At 71.6% G+C, this 17,433-nt stretch carries 21 protein-coding genes and 1 tRNA gene; 10 read left to right on the top strand and 12 right to left on the bottom strand.

Annotated elements, in window-relative coordinates; translation table 11 throughout:
* Positions 1–301: DUF7507 domain-containing protein (locus tag AC07AL_RS29585; protein ID WP_478318813.1), on the bottom strand; the 301-nt coding region annotated here is incomplete at its 3' end.
* A gap of 505 nt (positions 302–806) precedes the next feature.
* Here AC07AL_RS29585 and AC07AL_RS29580 point away from each other — a divergent pair.
* Positions 807–1,790 (top strand): catalase family protein, encoded by a 984-nt coding sequence (locus AC07AL_RS29580; RefSeq protein ID WP_363589146.1) that lies wholly within the window; start codon positions 807–809, stop codon positions 1,788–1,790.
* A 424-nt stretch (positions 1,791–2,214) separates the two neighbouring features.
* Here AC07AL_RS29580 and AC07AL_RS29575 read toward each other — a convergent pair whose 3' ends face one another.
* Complete coding sequence (locus tag AC07AL_RS29575; protein WP_363589144.1) at positions 2,215–3,039, bottom strand: alpha/beta fold hydrolase; 825 nt, start codon at positions 3,037–3,039, stop codon at positions 2,215–2,217.
* Positions 3,040–3,326: 287 nt separating this feature from the next.
* Positions 3,327–4,130, bottom strand: a complete 804-nt coding sequence (locus AC07AL_RS29570) for an alpha/beta hydrolase (RefSeq protein WP_400807353.1) — start codon at positions 4,128–4,130, stop codon at positions 3,327–3,329.
* A 140-nt stretch (positions 4,131–4,270) separates the two neighbouring features.
* On the opposite strand from AC07AL_RS29570, the gene AC07AL_RS29565 reads away from it, so the two are divergent.
* Entirely contained in the window at positions 4,271–4,942 is a 672-nt protein-coding gene (locus tag AC07AL_RS29565; protein ID WP_363627994.1) for a TetR/AcrR family transcriptional regulator, read from the top strand.
* A gap of 241 nt (positions 4,943–5,183) precedes the next feature.
* Here AC07AL_RS29565 and AC07AL_RS29560 read toward each other — a convergent pair.
* The 5 genes from AC07AL_RS29560 to AC07AL_RS29540 form a co-directional block, all read right to left on the bottom strand.
* Positions 5,184–5,267, bottom strand: a tRNA-Leu gene (locus AC07AL_RS29560).
* Between the two features lie 62 nt (positions 5,268–5,329).
* Complete coding sequence (locus AC07AL_RS29555; protein WP_400807350.1) at positions 5,330–6,658, bottom strand: alpha/beta hydrolase; 1,329 nt, start codon at positions 6,656–6,658, stop codon at positions 5,330–5,332.
* A 146-nt stretch (positions 6,659–6,804) separates the two neighbouring features.
* Positions 6,805–6,996 carry a DUF397 domain-containing protein gene (locus AC07AL_RS29550; protein ID WP_478318811.1) on the bottom strand — a complete coding sequence of 64 codons (192 nt, stop codon included), beginning with the start codon at positions 6,994–6,996 and terminating at the stop codon, positions 6,805–6,807.
* Between the two features lie 18 nt (positions 6,997–7,014).
* Positions 7,015–7,149: a DUF397 domain-containing protein gene (locus AC07AL_RS29545; RefSeq protein ID WP_478318809.1), complete on the bottom strand. Its 135-nt coding sequence runs from the start codon at positions 7,147–7,149 to the stop codon at positions 7,015–7,017.
* Complete coding sequence (locus tag AC07AL_RS29540) at positions 7,109–8,113, bottom strand: Scr1 family TA system antitoxin-like transcriptional regulator (RefSeq protein WP_478318808.1); 1,005 nt, start codon at positions 8,111–8,113, stop codon at positions 7,109–7,111. The genes AC07AL_RS29545 and AC07AL_RS29540 overlap by 41 nt, the downstream gene beginning before the upstream one ends.
* A gap of 109 nt (positions 8,114–8,222) precedes the next feature.
* On the opposite strand from AC07AL_RS29540, the gene AC07AL_RS29535 reads away from it, so the two are divergent.
* The 6 genes from AC07AL_RS29535 to AC07AL_RS29510 all read left to right on the top strand — a co-directional run bounded on the left by AC07AL_RS29535 (position 8,223) and on the right by AC07AL_RS29510 (position 12,204).
* Positions 8,223–8,672: an ATP-binding protein gene (locus tag AC07AL_RS29535; RefSeq protein ID WP_478318807.1), complete on the top strand. Its 450-nt coding sequence runs from the start codon at positions 8,223–8,225 to the stop codon at positions 8,670–8,672.
* Positions 8,673–8,685: 13 nt separating this feature from the next.
* Positions 8,686–9,246, top strand: a complete 561-nt coding sequence (locus tag AC07AL_RS29530) for a hypothetical protein (RefSeq protein WP_478318805.1) — start codon at positions 8,686–8,688, stop codon at positions 9,244–9,246.
* Positions 9,247–9,393: 147 nt separating this feature from the next.
* A complete protein-coding gene (tgmA, locus tag AC07AL_RS29525) occupies positions 9,394–9,669 on the top strand; it encodes a putative ATP-grasp-modified RiPP (protein ID WP_363588642.1) in 276 nt (91 codons plus the stop codon).
* Positions 9,669–10,634 carry an ATP-grasp ribosomal peptide maturase gene (gene tgmB / locus AC07AL_RS29520; RefSeq protein ID WP_363632537.1) on the top strand — a complete coding sequence of 322 codons (966 nt, stop codon included), beginning with the start codon at positions 9,669–9,671 and terminating at the stop codon, positions 10,632–10,634. The genes tgmA and tgmB overlap by 1 nt, the downstream gene beginning before the upstream one ends.
* Complete coding sequence (gene tgmC, locus AC07AL_RS29515) at positions 10,631–11,776, top strand: ATP-grasp peptide maturase system methyltransferase (RefSeq protein ID WP_363588638.1); 1,146 nt, start codon at positions 10,631–10,633, stop codon at positions 11,774–11,776. Before tgmB ends, tgmC begins: the two co-directional genes overlap by 4 nt.
* 170 nt (positions 11,777–11,946) lie before the next feature.
* Entirely contained in the window at positions 11,947–12,204 is a 258-nt protein-coding gene (locus tag AC07AL_RS29510) for a hypothetical protein (protein ID WP_478318803.1), read from the top strand.
* Here AC07AL_RS29510 and AC07AL_RS29505 read toward each other — a convergent pair.
* Positions 12,188–12,649, bottom strand: a complete 462-nt coding sequence (locus AC07AL_RS29505; RefSeq protein WP_363632533.1) for a nuclear transport factor 2 family protein — start codon at positions 12,647–12,649, stop codon at positions 12,188–12,190. The two genes, AC07AL_RS29510 and AC07AL_RS29505, sit on opposite strands and share 17 nt — an antisense overlap.
* 287 nt (positions 12,650–12,936) lie before the next feature.
* Here AC07AL_RS29505 and AC07AL_RS29500 point away from each other — a divergent pair, with 287 nt between their 5' ends.
* Positions 12,937–13,455: a hypothetical protein gene (locus AC07AL_RS29500; RefSeq protein WP_363588633.1), complete on the top strand. Its 519-nt coding sequence runs from the start codon at positions 12,937–12,939 to the stop codon at positions 13,453–13,455.
* A 126-nt stretch (positions 13,456–13,581) separates the two neighbouring features.
* Here the strand turns inward: AC07AL_RS29500 and AC07AL_RS29495 are convergent, their stop codons facing one another.
* Together AC07AL_RS29495 and AC07AL_RS29490 are read right to left on the bottom strand one after the other, a co-directional pair.
* Complete coding sequence (locus AC07AL_RS29495) at positions 13,582–14,379, bottom strand: SDR family oxidoreductase (protein WP_478318802.1); 798 nt, start codon at positions 14,377–14,379, stop codon at positions 13,582–13,584.
* Positions 14,380–14,525: 146 nt separating this feature from the next.
* Positions 14,526–15,056 (bottom strand): hypothetical protein, encoded by a 531-nt coding sequence (locus AC07AL_RS29490; RefSeq protein ID WP_363618807.1) that lies wholly within the window; start codon positions 15,054–15,056, stop codon positions 14,526–14,528.
* 168 nt (positions 15,057–15,224) lie between these two features.
* Here AC07AL_RS29490 and AC07AL_RS29485 point away from each other — a divergent pair, with 168 nt between their 5' ends.
* Positions 15,225–16,145, top strand: coding sequence for a sigma-70 family RNA polymerase sigma factor (locus AC07AL_RS29485; RefSeq protein ID WP_478318801.1), 921 nt, complete (start codon positions 15,225–15,227; stop codon positions 16,143–16,145).
* A gap of 133 nt (positions 16,146–16,278) precedes the next feature.
* Here AC07AL_RS29485 and AC07AL_RS29480 read toward each other — a convergent pair whose 3' ends face one another.
* On the bottom strand, positions 16,279–16,854 hold the full coding sequence (locus tag AC07AL_RS29480; RefSeq protein WP_244293463.1) for a nucleosidase: 576 nt from the start codon (positions 16,852–16,854) through the stop codon (positions 16,279–16,281).
* Between the last annotated feature and the right edge of the window lie 579 nt (positions 16,855–17,433).

Raw genomic sequence — 17,433 nt, 5'->3', positions numbered from 1 at the left:
CACCGGTGTTGGTGACGGTGAAGGTGTAGTGCAGGGCCTGTCCGGCGGCGGAGAACGAGGTCTCCTGGACGGCCTTGACGATCTTCAGCCCGGCGAAGGGCACGGTCACCTTGTTGCTGGTGGAGGTGATGTTCTGGCCACTGGGGGTGGTGCCGGTGACCTGGCCCTGGTCGGGCACGTTCTGGGCGGCGACGTCGGCGGCGGTGGTGACGTACGTGGCCTGGCAGGTGGTGGACTGGCCGGGCGCGAGCTGGTTGGTTCCGCAGCCGGAGACGGTGACGCCGGGCGTCAGGTCGGTCACCGTCACGTTGGTCAGTGCGATCTGGGCAGAGGCGTCGGCGGACAGGTCAGCGCCCGGGTCCCGGACCTCTCGCCCGCGCCGTTCGCGGGCGAGGCGGCGGCGGGCCTGACGGACGCCGTGTCCCGTGTCGGGGAGGAGGCCAGTGCCGCGCCTCCTCCCCAGCCCGCCGTCACGCCGATGACCGCCAGCCCGATCGCCGCGGCGAGAGCGCCGCGCGATGGGCCGCGTCTGATCCCTGCCATACCGCCTCCGTTCCAGTCGGGCGTGATCACTGGAGGGCCCCACGCCACAGCATTCCAATGACACTGAGTGCCCATATGAACACTCCAAGTGGCGTGGCGTGGATCGGCTCGCACGGGCGATCCGCACCCGAACCAGTCGGCGGCGGCCTGATGTCGGCCACCTGGCCCCGTCGCGGCCCCCTCGCGTGGCGCCCGTGCTCCGGCGGCCCGCAGCCTGATAGCGCCAAGGCAGCCCCCGCGCCACCTTCCGGAAGGACTCCCGCATGAGCGCACTGACCAGGTTCGAGACGCCCGAACCGAACGAGGACGCACTCGTGGCCGAGATGATCGAGGCCATGAACCGGCAGCAGGAGAAGGACTACCCGCCCGGCGCCACAGGCCGGGCCGCCCACGCCAAGCACACCGGGCTCGTGAAGATCACCTTCGCGGTCGAGCCCGACCTGCCGGCCAACCTGCGCGTCGGCGTGTTCGCCCGGCCGCACACCTACGAGGGGTGGCTGCGCTTCTCCAGCGGCAACGGCAAACCGCAGTCCGACGACGTCAAGGACCTGCGCGGCGCCGCCATCAAACTGCACGACGTGCCCGGCGAACGCATCCCCGAGAGCGACGAGCCCACCACCCAGGACTTCATCCTGCTCAACACCCCCGCCATCCCGCTCGGCACCGTCAAGCTGTTCCACGACGTCATCACCCTCGAACCGGCCAAGTTCGCCGCCAAGATGCTCACCAGCCACCCGCACGTCCTCGCCGGCCTGGCCAAGGCGGTCATCACCCCCACCTCACCCGCCGACATCCACTACTGGAGCAACACCGCCTCGCTGCTCGGCCCCGACCAGGTCGTCAAGTACGTCCTCGTGCCGACCTCGACGTACACCAGCCCGGGGCGCGAGAAGCACCAGGACCACTACCTCGGCGACCACCTCCAGGAGCACCTCACCCAGACTGACGCCACCTTCGACTTCATGGTCCAACTGCGCACCGACCCCGACACCATGCCCGTCGAGGACATCGCCGTCGCATGGGGCACGGACCAGGCCCCGCTGGTGAAGGTCGCCACCGTCACCATCCCCCGGCAGGAGTTCCGCACCGCCGCCCGCAACCAGCTCGCCGAGGAACTCACCTTCAGCATCGCCCACGCACTCCAGGACCACCGGCCGATCGGCGCCGTCGCCCGCGCCCGCATCCGCATCTACGGCCAGATGGCCACCTGGCGCCACCAGCGCGACCAGCGCACCAAGACCACCTGACCCACGACCAGCGCAGCCACGCCCGGCGGCAGCCACGGTGACCGCACGCCCGCCAGGCCGGCCGACACCACATCTCCGACTCGATGCGCAGAGCATCGGCACGACGCGCAGCCTCACGGGCAGGGCCGCGTCCGCCATGTCCCCCTCGCTCACCGCTACTCCCTTGCTGGTCCCTCTACATGGGATAGAGGGACCAGCAAGGGAACACCTCGCAGCTCTGCCTGCGGCGACTGCCTCGACCTGCCCGCCGCCCCGGCGCTCGTGGCCGAGAACACGTGGGCCGGGGCCCACGCCCGTTACACCGCCGCCCCACTCCTGAGCGCCCACTCGGCGCGGCGGCCGGGCCGCCCGCCCGCTATGACCTCGACAAGCCGAACGGCCCGCCGGATGAGGTGAATTCGGCGGACCGTCACGAAGTGTGAGGCTAGTGGGAGGTGGAGCGGGCGGCGTCCTCGATGAGGTGGGTGACGGCCGCGGGGTGGGAGATCATCGCGACGTGTGAGCTGTCGACCTCCACGGTGTGGGAGCCGGCGCGCTTGGCCTCGAAGCGCTCCACGTCCGCGCCCAGGGTCTTGTCCTGGGTGGCGATCATGGCCCACGAGGGGATCGTGTGCCAGGCGGCGGCGCTGGCGGTGGAGGCGAAGGTGGCGGCGGTGACGGGCCGCTGCTCGGCCGCCATGAGGTTGGTCTCGGAAGTGGGGACGTCGGCTGCGAAGACGTCGTGGAACCGGGCGGGATCGATGTACAGATCGGTCCCGCCGGTGCCGTCGGCGTTGGCGTACGGGACGGGCTTGAGCGCGGGCTGCAACTGCGCCTGAGTGGACCTCGCGGTCAGCGCGCCGAGGACCTCTCCCTTCTCGGGCATCAGCGCGGCGATGTAGACCAGTGCCTTGACCTGGGGGTTGCCGGCGGCGGCCTGGGTGATGACGGCGCCCCCGTAGGAGTGGCCGACGAGCACGACCGGTCCCTGGACGCTCTTGAGGACGCTGGTGAGGTAAGCGGAGTCCTCGGGCAGTCCGCGCAGCGGGTTGGCGGGAGCGATGACGGTGTAGCCGTCGTGCTGGAGGCGCTTGGCCACGCCGTTCCAGCCGGAGGCGTCCGCGAACGCTCCGTGCTCCAGCACGACGGTCGGCTTCGCCTTGGCCGGGCCGGAGTCGGCCGACGCGAGGGGGGTCAGGGTGGCCCCGAGAAGGGCTGCCCCGACTGCCGCGAGGGCCACGGTACGTACACGGACACGGCGATTACGCATGATGTTCCTTAGGGAGGAGATGACCCGGCCGGGAAGGCGGCCGGGCGTAGGGGGAAAACGGCGGGTGCGCAGCGTGGCGCGCACCTCCGTCGGTCAACGGAAGCGGCTACTCGACGGCCGGAGGGGCCGGGATGTTGCCGTGGGCCGGCTTGGCGTGCGGGCGGCAGGCGTGGGTCCGCTCGACCGACCCCGGGAGGCGGTCCGGCGGTTCGACGCGTGGCGTCACCTTGATGCCGTTGCCCGTGGCACGCGGGGCAGGGCGCCGCACCTGGGGGTGGGCCGGCTGTTCAGCCGATGTGGTGCTGGTCGAGCCAGGTGAGGGTGTGGTCGGCGAGTTCGGTCCAGCCGTGGTCGACGGTGAGGGAGTGGCCGCGGTCGTCGAAGCGGTGGTAGTCGGTGACGGCGGGGGACTTGCGGTACTGCTTGTGGGTGGAGCGGGTCAGCACGTCGGGCACGGTGTGGTCGAGCTTGCCGGACAGGAGGAGGAGCGGTCCGCGGCTCTCGTTGCGGGTGTCGACCTTGGCGGGGGAGTGCGGGGCGAAGTTGCTCAGGGCGAGTTGGAAGAGGGGGCGGGCGGGGCTGGGGATGGTCCATTCGTCGAAGAGCTGGTCGGATTCCTGCTGGGAGACGGCGTTGGCGAACGCGTAGCGGAACTGCTCGGGGTTGAGTGAGACGGCGCGCTTGGTGTTGCCGGGGTTGCGCAGGAAGGCGAAGGCGGACTTGGCCTGGGCGGGGCCGACGGCTTTGACGCCCTTGATCTGGCCGGGGCAGATCGCGACGGCGGCCTGGGCGAGGTTCTGGCCGAGGAGGTGTTGGGCGATGAAGCCGCCGACGGAGTGGCCGACGAGGACGGGCGGGGTGTCGAGGTCGCGGATGATGCGGGCGTGGTGGGCGGAGATCTCGGCGAGGCCGATTCCGCCCTGGGGGTCGGGGTTCCTACGGGCCTGGGCGACGGTGGCGGGGACGCCGGGCCATTCGGGGAGGATCGGTTCGTAGCCGGCGTCGCGGAACCGGTCGGCCCAGCCCTGCCAGCTCGTGGAGTGCAGCCAGAGGCCGTGGATGAACATGACCGGGGTGCGGTTGCTGGGCATGGCGGGGTCTCTCCTGGCGAAGGGGGGTTCGGGGGTCTGGGGTGGTGGCCGGCCGGGGCACGGCGGTCCAGCCCGTGAAGTAGAAGAAGCGTTCTCTCTGCCAACTCAAGGTAGAACGTTCCTTCTGTTAGCGTCAAGTCATGACGACGAAGGACTCCAGTCCGCCCCGGGAGCGCATCCTGGCCGCGGCGATGCGGCTCTTCTACGCGCAGGGCGTGCGCGGGGTGGGCATCGACCAGCTGATCCGCGAGTCGGCGGTCGCCAACGCGACCTTCTACCGGCACTTCCCGTCCAAGGACGAGGTGGTCCTCGCCTACGTCCGCGAGCACGACCGGGCGTTCCGCGAAGCCGCCGCGGCGACCGGGCGCTCCCCGCGGGAGACGGTCGAGGCCCTGTTCGCGGGGATCGCGGAGCAGTTCTGCGCACCGGGTTTCCGTGGCTGCCCGCTCATCAACGCCGCCGCCGACTACCCCGACCCGCACCATCCCGTCAGCCAGGCCATCCAGGAACACATGGACTGGTTCCGCGCGCGGCTGCTGGAACTCCTCACCGCCGTCGGCCACCCGGACCCGGAGGGCGCGGCCGACACGCTGCTGATCCTGCGCCACGGTGCGATGAACCACAGCCGCTTCACCACGCCCCAGGCCGCGCGGAGCGCGCTGTCCGGGGCGGTGGCCGCCGTCCTGGAGCAGGCTCACGCGGGAGCCGACGCGCCCCGGACTGGCCTGCCTCGACGTCGACTGTCCTCAATGCCGCGACAGGAGGCAGCCGGCCGGTTCTCGGACGATGGGTCGCCGGTCGCGACCCGGTGATGTCCGTGACTGTCGAGTTGCTCAACCGGTCCGAGGTCACACGGGTGTTCGGTGATTTCGCGCGTGCTTCACCACACCACCACCTAACCCACCCCACCCCACAAACCCCACCTGACCAGCCAAAGCACCAACGGCCCCTCGCAACCAAGCGAGGGGCCGAACGCATGCATCGACAGCAAAACGGCCGGTCAACCCGACATACTGTCGGGTTGACCGGCCGCATTGGGTCGGTTGACCTATGTGCGCGAGGGGGGAGTTGAACCCCCACGCCCTTTCGGGCACTGGAACCTGAATCCAGCGCGTCTGCCTATTCCGCCACCCGCGCATCTGGGTGATGTGGAATAGCTTAGCCCATCCGCGGGGGTGCTCCGAACCAGGTGGGAGGCGTCAGCGGGCGAGCTGCTCGACGATCCAGTCGACCAGCACGCGGGAGACGTGGCTGTGCTCGGTGTTGGCGTCGTCGAACTTCACGGCGTCCAGGTGTGCGTTCTCCAGGGCGGCGTCGGTGATCGCGGCGGCCGGGTCGACGTCCCACTTCACCGGGTCGAAGTCCAGCGCCACCGCGCTGACGGCCGGGACGAAGGTGCCGCTGCGGTACTCCTCGGAGATCTTCGCCTTGAGGGCGGTCGCGACCTTGCCGAAGGAGTCCAGGGTGCCGCCGGGGACGGCGTCCAGCGCCGGGACCTCGGTGGTGGTGCTGCGGCGCACTGTGAGGGCGAGGTGCATGCCGCCGACCGGCTGCTTCTCGCCCTTGTTCGGCTGGAAGCGGGCCGTGGCACTGGCGAACAGGGCCTGCCAGTCGAACGCCACCTCGCCCGCCGGCAGCGGGAGGCCGACGCCGTCGCGCCGACCGTTGGAGACACCGAGCTTGCGCGGGATCTGCGGGAAGTTGCCGACCCGGTCGAGATCGGCGAGGAACTCCTTGCGCAGCCGGCTGGAGGTGGCCACCGGGCCCTCGTACTTCGAGTTCTCGACCCACGCCCAGAGCAGCTGCTGGGCGGCGGGGCTGCGGATCAGGTCGGCCTGCTTGACGCCGTCCGGGCCGGCCGGGGTGAAGCCCTCGAAGAAGTAGGCCATCTGCTGGAGGATCAGCGGGATCCAGGCGCCGTTGTGCGGGGAGTCGAAGGAGAGGTACGTCGCCGTCTCGTGGTCCACGGTCGCCGTCTCCAGCTTGGCGAGCGCGTAGCGGGTGATGATGCCGCCCATGCTCACCCCACCGACGGTCAGCCGCTCGTCGCCCTTGCGCTCGGCGATGGCCCGGAGGATGGCCGCGATCGCGACCTCGGCGTTGGCCTGGATGTGGGTGTGGCGCTCCGTGAAACCGACCAGGACGATGTCGTAGCCCGCACTGAGCAGTTGGTCGAAGAGGCCCGGCCCGCCGTCGGCGACGGTGTTGAAGTAGGCGAAGAGGCCAGGGAGGTCGCTCGGGCCGTAGTTGAAGCCGTCCGCGAAGAGGAACGGCTTGCGGAGGCCGAACTTCGGGTTGGCGTAGTAGACCGCCGCCTGCCCGGTCGCCGTCTGCCCCTCGTAGGGCGAGCCGGTCAGCTCCCACGTCACGTCGGCGGCGCGACCGGCGACCTCGCCCGACAGCGCGCTGGTGAACCAGACGCCGGGCGTGAGCGAGTTGGCGACCTCCGCCAACTCGGCCTTGCTGGGCTCCGCCTGACCTTCACTGAGGGCCGTCGGCGCTACGTCGATACGGGGTTCTGGTGCCATGACTGCTACCGCCTCTGTTGGGTCGAACAGGGACCACTCGTGCACTGCGGGTGACTGTAACTGCACGGTTACGCACCGCATCGACAGAACACGCAGAGTGGTCGAAGTTGTTCGAGAGGGGTTGTCAGGCGATCGGAACTGACCGGTCAGGCAGGGAAGTCCCCGGCCCGGACGGAGGCGATGAAGGAGTCCCAGGAGGCGGCGGGGAAGACGAGGGCCGGGCCGTCGGGATCCTTGGAGTCACGGACGGGGATCACGTCGGGAAGGAACCCGGGGGCCACCTCGATGCAGTTGCCCCCGTTGTTGCCGCTGTAGCTGCTCTTGCGCCAGGTCAACACAGCCGCCTCCTCGGAGACTTACGCCGGAAAGTCGCCCTCACGGACGGCCGACACAAAGGCTTCCCAGGCAGAGGCAGGGAAAACAAGGGCCGGGCCGTGCGGGTCCTTGGAGTCACGCACCGGGACGGCGCCGGGGAGGGATCCGAGGGCCACCTCGATGCACTCGCCCCCATCGTCCCCGCTGTAGCTGCTCTTGCGCCAAGAAGCTGTCCCCAGCTCGACGTTCTTCATGCCGATACTCCTCCATCGCATCTACGATCAGCGCACGTGAGTCACCCACCGAGAGTACATCGCCACGCAGGAGGTCAAAGTCGCGTCGAGCCTCAGTGACGATTGACGGCGCATCACTGAAGTGTCCGCGATACAGACTCTCCGAGTACACCCACTCCTTCCCGTCCGGCATCAACAGCAGGAACAAGGAAGTGGCTGGCATCTTCCTCACCGGGCGAGCGAATGGTGCCACCTCGATGAAGATGTTCGACCGCTCACTCACGGAGAGAAGGTGTTCCATCTGCCTCCTCATCACGCCCGGTCCACCGATTACGGTGCGAATGGCACTCTCGTGGAGAACCACCAGCAGCATCGGCCCATCGCTAGCCAGGAAGCGTTCCTGCCTGCCCAGCCGAGTTGCAACCTTCTCGGCTAGCCGCTCCGGGATGTTGCGCGCGTCCCCGAGGCTCAAGATCGCGCGAGCATAGTCCTCACACTGAAGCAGACCGTTGATCCGGTTGTACTGGATCGCCCGGATCGCTGCGACCTCCTCTTCCAGCTCCACGTACTTCTGGAACCAGTCCGGGTGCTCGATGTCCGCGTGCCAGTCCACCCGCTCCCACAGCCGAACCAGCAGGCCACCCATGGCGAGCACGGCGTCAGCTCGCTCCACGGTGCCCCGATCCATCGGCCTCTTGCCGCCCTCCCACCGAGTGATCACCGTCCGGTGGCAGTGCAGGAGCCTGCCCAAGTCTTCCTGCGTGTAGCCAGCCTGCTCGCGTGCGAAACGGAGCGCTTCGCCGAACATCACCGCCGGGCTCGACGTGAGCCCGCTCTCCAGTCGCCGATGTGCCATCCCCATCCCCCTCAGGTGCTGCGGTTCCCCACACGTCGATTTGGTCGCCACCGTAACTCCGACACCCCGATGATTGATACCTGAGAGCGATCTTTTGCGTGCATAGCGTTACGTCGCACTCCCTTCGCACGCCCCCATCCGCCCCCTGAGGTGCCCCGCCATGCTCAAAATCCGTACCGCTCCCCGCCCCCGCACGTTCGCCGCGCGCCTGGACTCCCGCACGGAATCCACTCCCGTCGCCCGGCAGTTGCTCCGCGCCTACCTCGCCGCGCTCCCCACTGGCGACCGCTACCGCGACACCGCCGAACTCCTCCTCGGCGAACTCTTCGCCAACGCCGTCCAGCACACCGACGCACCCGCCGACCGCCTCATCGAGATCCGCTTCGCCCTCACCGGCGACCGCCTACGCCTCGAAGTCCACGACGCCGGCACCGGCCGCCCCTCCCTCCGCACCCCCACCCCCGACGACGAACACGGACGCGGCGTCCTCCTCGTCAACGAGCTGGCCGAGAAATGGGGTTGCTGCCCCCGCGCCAGCGGCGTCGGCAAGTTCGTCTGGGCCCTGATCGCCCCCGCACCCTCCCCCACTTCCACCCTCCTCACCGTCTGAACAGGCACCCACCATGCGACTCCCCCTCACCGCCCGCCACCTGTTCGACACCGGCTCCACCCCCGCCGACACCTACGCCACCCTCGCCCGCCGCACCCGCGAGCCCCTGCGATCAGCCCGCGCCGTCTGCACCGCCCTCGGCATCCCCGCCGCCGAAACCCAACGCCGCCTCGACGACTGCTACGACGCCCTCCTCGCCAGCCCCCGCCCCGGCACAGAGAACGACACCGGCGAACTCCTCGAAGCCCTCGGCGTCTTCGACATCCCCAAGACCCCCGACGACCGCGACCTCGCCGTCATCGAACTCTTCCTCACCGCCATCGACGCCCACGGCAGCATCCGCGCCGGCCACCAACACGGCCTCACCCGCTGGTTCACCACCGGCAACCTCGCCACCGCCTACCTCTCCCTCGCCGCCACCCAGCCGCACCCCACCACCGGCGACCCCACCCACTACTGGACCACCCTCACCACCGCCGGCGAACTCCTCACCGCCACCCCCAACCCCGACCCCCGCCTCAAACCCGCCCTCACCCACTGCCGCACCCGCGCCAAGGCCGCCACGCCATGCTGACGCGCCGCCCCAACACCCTCGACCCGCCAGCGCGTTACAGGAGCATCGGGCGCCGAACGGGCCGATCTCCGCCGTCCGTCCCGGCGCGGCCCCGCAACCCACCGGACACGCCGGACGGACACCGACACACCGAAACGGAGACGCCAGATGGCACACACCCTCGCCCCGCCGTGGGGCACGACCAGGATGCGCCCCTTCCCGGAGACCACCACGGTCCCCTCGGGCACCCCCGTCATCGACCCCGACACGCAGATCGCCGTGATCGTGGACGGCAGCGGCCGCACGGTCGAGTTCGGCGCTCACGGCACCAGCACCAGCGGCCTCACGCCCACCACGACCAGGCCCGGTGACGGGGCCGGACCGGGCGGGTCCACCGACTCGGACACCACCGAGTCCTACGACCAGGACCAGAGCGCCGGCTGATGACCCACCAACGCGGGTCGGTGCTGGTGCTGACCAACCCTCACGACGTGACCACCGACGTGGTCCTGCGCATCCTCGCGCAGCGCCGCGTTCGCGTGCTTCGCCTCGACCCCGGCACCGACCTGCACACGGGTGCCTCGCTGACCGCCGCGTACCGCACGGGCGGCCGGCGGGGCACCCTGCGCACCCCGAGCCGGGAACTCGACCTGACCCACGTGCGCTCGGTCTGGGTCCGACGTCCCTCCCCTTACGAGGGACCGCCCGAACTGCACGGCCAGGACCGGCGCTTCGCCGCCACGCAGTCCCTGTGGGGTGCCGGGGGCATCCTCGCCTCCCTTCCGGGGGCGCACTACGTCAACCACCCCTGGCACAATCGGGCCGCGGAGTACAAACCGGCGCAACTGGCCAGCGCGCAGCGGCTCGGGTTCACGCTCCCGGACACCCTGATCACGAACGACCCGGCGGAGGCGCGCGCCTTTGCTGCCCAGCACACCGGCGGGGTCGTCTACAAACCGCTGTGGAACACGTCGTACACCGTGAACGGAACGCCCCGGACGGTGTGGGTGCGGGAGGTGGAACCCCGCGAGATCACCGACGCGGTCGCCGTCTGCCCCCACCTGTTCCAGGCCACGGTGGTGAAGGCGTTCGACGCCCGGGTGACGGCCGTCGGCGACCGGCTGTTCGGGCTCCGGATCGCCAGCCCGGACCTCGACTGGCGGCGCCGGCAGAACCTGATGTCCTGCACGCCGGTCACGGTCCCCCCGCCCGTCGCGCGGTCCATCGCCGGCTACCTCGCCGACTTCCGCCTCGTGTACGGCGCATTCGACTTCGCCGTGACACCCGACGGATCCTGGCAGTTCCTGGAGTGCAACCCGAACGGCCAATGGGCCTGGCAACCCGAGCAGGTGACGGACGCCATCGCCCAGGCCATCGCCAACCAGCTAGAGAAGGGACCCAACCCGTGAACCAGTCCACCGAGTTGCGCGCAGCCCTCGTCGACCGGCTCGCCTCGGACGGTGCGCTCACCGACCCGGCGTGGCGCGAGGCCGCCGAGGCCGTCCCGCGCGAGGCCTTCGCGGGCGCCTACTTCGAGGCCGTACCGGGCAGTTCACCGACCGGCTACCGGGCGGTGCTCGACACCTCGCCCGGGTGGCTCGCCGGGATCTACACCGACCGGACGTTGATCACCCAGCTGGACGGCCGGACCCGCCCCCGCGACGTCGACGGCGCCCCGGTCCCCGGCTCGCCCACCTCCTCGTCCACCCTCCCCTCCCTCGTCCTGCGCATGTGGCACCAGCTCGACACCAGGGCCGGGCACCGTGTCCTGGAGGTCGGCACCGGCACCGGCTATTCGACCGCCCTCGGCGCGCACCGCCTCGGGGACACCCACCTCACCAGCATCGAATACGACCCGGTGGTGGCCGAGGCCGCCGCATCCGCGCTCAAGGCCACCGGCTACGCCCCCCGGCTGATCGTCGGCGACGGCCTTCGGGGGGACCCCGACGGCGGCGACTACGACCGGCTCATCGCCACCTGCGCGGTCCGCCACCTCCCCCTGCCCTGGCTGCACCAGGTGAAGCCCGGCGGCAAGATCCTCGTCACGCTCTCCGGCTGGAGCTACGCCTCCGGCCTCGCCCTGCTCACCGTCACCGGCCCCGGCAGCGCCACCGGCCGGTTCCTGCCCGGCCACACCAGCTTCATGATCGCCCGCCCGCACGACCGGCCGCCCCGCCCGAGCCTGGCCCTGCTGCCCGGCGCCGAGCGGCCGACCCGCATCGACCCCGCGGTCATCGGCACCTGGACCGGCAGCTGGATCGCCCAACTCGCCGCCCCCTCCGCCGAACGCATGGGCGCGGACGGCCACCAGATCCTCTCCGACGTAGCCACCGGCTCCCAGGCCCGGACCACGCCGGACCCCGACGGCGGCGGATGGACCGTGGTCCAACGCGGCCCACTGCCCCTCTGGGACCGGGTCGAACAGGCCGTCGAGACCTGGCGGGCAGCCGGCGAACCCCACCAGGAGGAGTTCGGCATCACCGTCTCCCCCTCCGGGCAGCGCGTCTGGATCGGCAGCGAGACCGGGCCGGGCTGGGACCTGCCGATCTGAACCCGGCCCCAGCAGCACGCTGACCAGCCCGCCACGCCGATCAGCCGGCGCCTGGCGGCCGACGGCGCCTCTACGATCCGAGGCACGTACCACCTGCGGCACGGATGCAGCAGTCCACTGCCGAAGTTGGCCGCTCCCGGAGACCAGCTGACTGTCCACCAGGAGCGGCCATGACCCTCACCGTGCCGTGGAACCCGACCGCGCTCGCCGAGTTGCGCGATTGCCTGGACCTGATGACCGCCGACACCACCGTCCCCGGCGGCGTCATCGCCCACGGCACCCACGACACCGAGCCCGGCTACCTGGCCTCCGGCGTCGTCGCCCCCGAGTGCGGCGACGCCCGACCGGGCCCGGACACGGTGTACGACGTGGCGTCGCCGACGAAGGTGCTGGCCACCTGGCCGCTGGGTTTCAGTGGCGGTCGCTGAGGCTGGTGACCAAGGCGGCCAGTCGGTCCATGGCGTGGGCCACACCGAGCCCGTCCATGTAGTCGCGGACGTGCACGATCCGGCCGTTGCGGACCCGGATCACCAGGAGGCCGGGAATGCTGAAGGTCCGGCCGGTTGTGGTCACGGTCCCGGTGACGACCTGCTCGACGGTGATCACCTCGGGGTCGGTGCTCTCGTGTACGGCGACTTCGCGGATCTCCTGCGGTTGCGCCGGGCTGGCACCCCAGGCCGCTCGGTAGCCCGCGCGGACCTCTTCGCGTCCCTCATAGCGCGCCGGCATACCGGGGGAGAGGAACGGGAACTCGTGGACGGCGTCGACCGTGTAGAGATCGGCCAGGTCGTCTGCGGACTTGTCGAGCATCGCCCGCTGGTAGCGGGCCAGGACCTCACGAGGGCCGGGGCCGGCGGAGGTTGTATCCGACATGGCGCTTGGGCTCCGTTCGGTCACCACGCGGCCGAGCTCTTTCGGGCGATGGGCCGGGACTTCGGGTGTGCGGATGTGGCCACGGCCTCCAAGATCCGCTTCTGAAGCCCGGCTTGGGGACCGCTTGATCGCACCCTACGTGAAGGTCGACAACGGGATCGGAGGAACATGATGGATGGGACGACCACCCCGGGCGGGCGCCGGGCGGGAACTCACTCGCGCGCGGGCATGTCGGGGTCTACTGGTGGCCCAAGAACCTTTTTTCACCGATCAGTTGGGGGATCCCTGTGTTCCGCAGCAGCGAGCCGCGCAAGTTCCACATCCCCACCGACCGCGAGACCGCCGAGGAGTGGGGCGGGCGGATCGCCGTCCTGCGCGACGCGCCGCCCGAGTGGTTCGTCCTCCTCGGGCGGATGGGCAGCGACGGCTACCTCTGCCACGTCGATCTGAACTACCACCTGAAACGCGAGCTCATCGCGATCGTCCAGACCTCCCGGCCCGTCCCCGACGGCTTCCGGGTGAAGTCCCTGACCACCCCCGGATCACAGCTCTTCAACTTCCTCGGCAACTCCGGCCGCATCGACCCGCGCCACCACCTGGGCCCGCTCGACCCCGAATCCATCAGCGCCGGCGAGATCCGCCTGGACGGCGAGCCCGTCCCCGTCGAGATCCACCACAGCCACGGCTGCCGCAGCGCCCTGATCCCCCGCCTCCCCGGTCAGGAGGGCTACGTGATCGTCACCGCACCCGACGAGCACTGGACGTCCGTCCTCGATCTGCTCCTTCAGCCCCCGTCGGCGTTCTGACGCTGCCTCAACACATCACCCCAAGGTGGGGTTTGGCTCAATGAACCCCACCTTCCGTGCCGAGAAGCGAACGGGGTGGCGGCGCTGAGGGCTGCCACCCCGCCGACCTTTCGACACCCCAAGGGATTACGCGGGCGGGATCGGACCGAGGAAGGTGCCGCCGGAGGCGTCGATGGTCTGGCCGGTCACCCAGCGGCCCTGCGGGCCCGCCAGGAAGCCCACCACGTCGGCGACGTCCTCCGGCTGGCCGATCCGGCCGAGTGCGGTGATCGATTCGAGCCCGGCCATCGCCTCGGGGACGCCCGTCCACTGGGACGTCATGTCGGTGAGGATCACGCCGGGGTTGACGGTGTTCACGGTGATCCCGCGCCGGCCGAGCTCGTTGGCGAGCGGTGCGGCGAGGGCCACCAGCGCCGTCTTGCTGACGGTGTAGCCGATCTGCACCGGGGAGCCGATCCGGGTGGCCGCCGAGGCCACGTTGACGATCCGCCCGCCGTCCCGCAGCAGCGGAATCGCCCGCTGGATCACGAAGATCGGCGTGCGCACGTTGATCGCCATCAACCGGTCGAACTCCTCCTCCGTGAGCTGCCCGATCGACCCGGCCAGGTGGATGCCCGCGTTGTTGACCAGGATGTCCAGGCCTGCCCCGCCGTCCCCACCGGGCTCGCCGCGCTCCGCCAGCCCGGCGGCGAGGCCCTCGAACAGCTGGTCCAGCGCGCCGCTCTCGCCGAACCGGGCCCGCACCGCGAACGCCCGGCCGCCGGCCTTGGCGATCAGCTCCACGGTCTCCGCGGCGGCCGCCTCGTTGCCGCCGTAGTGGACCGCGACCAGCGCCCCGTCGGCGGCGAGCCGCTGTGCCACCGCCCGCCCGATCCCGCGCGAGCCGCCCGTCACCAGTGCCGTCCTGCCGTCCAGTTCGCCCACGATCGCCTCTTTCCTCGTGCCGCCCCCGGTCGGATCCGGGGCCGGTCTCCCGCCGTCACGACCCGATGCCGGACAACCCTTCATGTATGCCCGGGGCCGGATAGCTGATGCCACCCGCCCGCACGACCACCCGCACGACCACCCGCTCAGGCCCGGAACAACGGCTCGTACGCGCCGCCCTCCTCGGCGTTGAGCAGGACGTACGCGGGCCCGAGTCCGACCGCGACCTCCCGCAGCCGGGCCAACGCCGCCGCCACGCCCGGGACTTCGAGGCCGAGCGCGGCGGCGGCCGCGTCCCGCTCCGCGTACAGGCCGGGCTCGTCCTCCAGGTACTCCTCCGCGGCCTCCGCGCTCTCCTCCACCGTCAGCCGCGGGCAGTCCCGCCACCACGGCACGGCCAGCAGCAGCCGGACCAGCTCCGGCAGCCCGACGGCCAGCACCGCCGCGCCGCCCTCCGAATCGGCGTACAGGACGGGACGCTCCTCGCCGCCCTCCCCGCACAGGAAGAAGGTGCCGCCCGCGCCGTCCTTGGCCACCGGCTCCAGGGCCTCGCCGGAGGCGAGCACCACCTCCTCGACGTGCGGGTAGTGGTCGAGGCTGAGGTCGCCCGGCCAGGCCAGGTAGTCGAGGGCGGCGGGGTTGGCGCGGATCGCGTCGAGCAGCGGGGTCGTCGGCATGGCGGCCAGCCTAGAACTCGGCGGTGACACTCACGACGGCGGCCGATCGGGGGTGTTCGCCAGCCCTCGTCTCCGACTCGCCCCGGGTGGGGAGTTGATCTCCACGGCGCAGCCGTTGTTGGGTGGCTCCTGTTGCTCTGACCCCCAGCGGCGAAGGAATGTGACACGGTGGACGAGAAATTACCTCCGGACGAGCGGGCCGCACTGTTCGAGGCGCAGCGGCCCCGGCTGCGGGCCGTGGCGTACCGGATGCTCGGCTCGGTGAGCGAGGCCGAGGACGCCGTCCACGAGGCCTGGCTGCGCTACGACCGCACCGACGCCTCCGACGTGCAGAACCTCCCCGGCTGGCTGACCACGGTGGTCTCGCGGGTCTGCCTCAACCTGCTGCGCGGCCGGGAGCTGCGCCGCGAGGAGCCGCCGGAGGCCGAGGCCGGTGAGCCGGGCCCGACGCGCATCCCGGACCCGCTGCTGCGGCGCGAGGGCGTGGCCGACCCCGGGCAGGAGGTGCTGCTCGGGGACTCGGTGGGCCTGGCGCTGATGGTGGTACTGGAGTCGCTGGCCCCGGCCGAGCGGGTCGCCTTCGTGCTGCACGACCTGTTCGCGGTGCCGTTCGCCGAGATCGCCCCGCTGATCGAGCGGACGGCGGCCACGACCCACCAGCTGGCCGACCGGGCCCGCCGCCGGGTTCAGGACCAGGCACCGGCGCCCGACCCGGACCCGGGCCGTCAGCAGGCCGCCGTGGACGGCTTCTTCGCGGCCGCCCGCGCCGGCGACCTGGGCGCGCTGGTGGCCGTGCTCGCCCCGGGCGTGGTGCTGCGCTCGGACGGCGGCGCGGTGCGGTCCGGGCACCCGGTGGTGCTGGCGGGCGCGACCGCCGTGGCCGACCAGCCGGTGCTGTGGGGCGGGCTGTCGCCGTTCGCCCGCCCGGCGCTGGTCAACGGCGCCGCGGGCGCGGTGGCGATCGGCGAGGGCGGGCGGCCGCTGTCGGTCATGGCGTTCACCGTGGTGGACGGCGCGATCGCGGCGATCGAGGTGCTCACCGATCCGGAGCGGCTGGCGGCGCTGGACCTCTCGGCGTTCCGCGGCTGAACGCGGCGGGCGACGGTCCACGGCTGAACCTGGCGGGCGAGGTTCCGCGACTGAACGCGGCGGGCGAGAGGGAGGCCGACCGCCCTCTCACCCGCCCGCGCCGGTCGGCGCCGCGCGTCCCCGGGACGCGCCGTCACCAGCCCTGCGCGACGACCCAGTCGGCGAGGTGGCGGGCGCAGGCGTCGACCGACTCGCGCCAGGTGTGGCTCGCGCCCTCGCCGGCCTCGTCGCTGACGTGCTTGACCAGGCGCACCGGCACCCCGAAGCGGTGGGCGACGGCGGCGACGGCGTAGCCCTCCATGTCGACCAGGTCGGCGTGCTCGGCGAGCCGGTCGCGGGCCGCCGGGTCGGAGACGAAGAGGTCGCCGGTGGCCAGTACCGGCCCGTCGCCCTTGCCGACCACCAGCGGGGCGCCGTAACTGCGGCCGGTGAGCGCCAGCAGGGCCGGGGTGTCGAGGTCGTGCTGGATGACCTGGACGACGTGGTGGGTGCCCTCCCAGCCGGGGCGCAGCGCGCCGGCCGTGCCGAGGTTGATCACCTCGGACGGCTTCTCGCCCTGGGCGAGGACGGTGGCCAGCGCGGCGGTGGCGTTGATCTTCCCTATTCCGGTGAGCAGGACGGGCAGCCGGTCGTCGAGGTGGGCGGCTTCCTCGCGCACGGCGACGACGAGCAGCGGGCGGTCGGGCGTGATCGTTCCAAGCAGGCGCATGCCGCCCATCGTACGGAGGGTGTCCGCCGAAACCGGGTGCACCGACCGAGCCGGGACCGGTGGCGTCACCGCGGGACCGCCCCCGCCGCCGGCCTTGGGGTCCGTCCTCGGCTCCCCGAGCGCCGACGCGGCAACCGGACCTCGCCGCTCCGGCCTGTCCGAGGAACCGCATAGGGTGCATCCCGCGTCGGACGGTTCACCGCCGGCCGCCGGGCGGCGGGGGCCCCGGAGGCGTGCGGGACCCATGCGGGGCACGTGCGGGGCAAGCTCAAGATCGGCGCAATTCGGGTGTGGCCACGGGGAGTCACGGCCATACTGCTGGCATCGGCCGGGCCCCGGACAGCGGGCTCGACCCCTGGGGAGGATGAGGCGGGTGGCAACACCAGTAGGTAACGGCGCACCGGGCGCCGTGGTCCCGGCACGGCCGAGCGGCCCGCCGGGCACGGCGCCGGCCGTGCCGGGCGTCCGGGGCGTCCGGGGCGTCCCGGTGTCCGGACCCGGCGCCGCGGGGGGGGGGGGGGGGGGGGGGGGGGGGGGGGGGGGGGGGGGGGGGGGGGGGTGGGGGGGGGGGGGGGGAAG

It is taken from the genome of Kitasatospora sp. NPDC043949 (assembly GCF_056435365.1).
The sequence above is the reverse complement of the archived record's forward strand: the minus strand, read 5'-3'. Positions and strand labels throughout refer to the sequence as shown.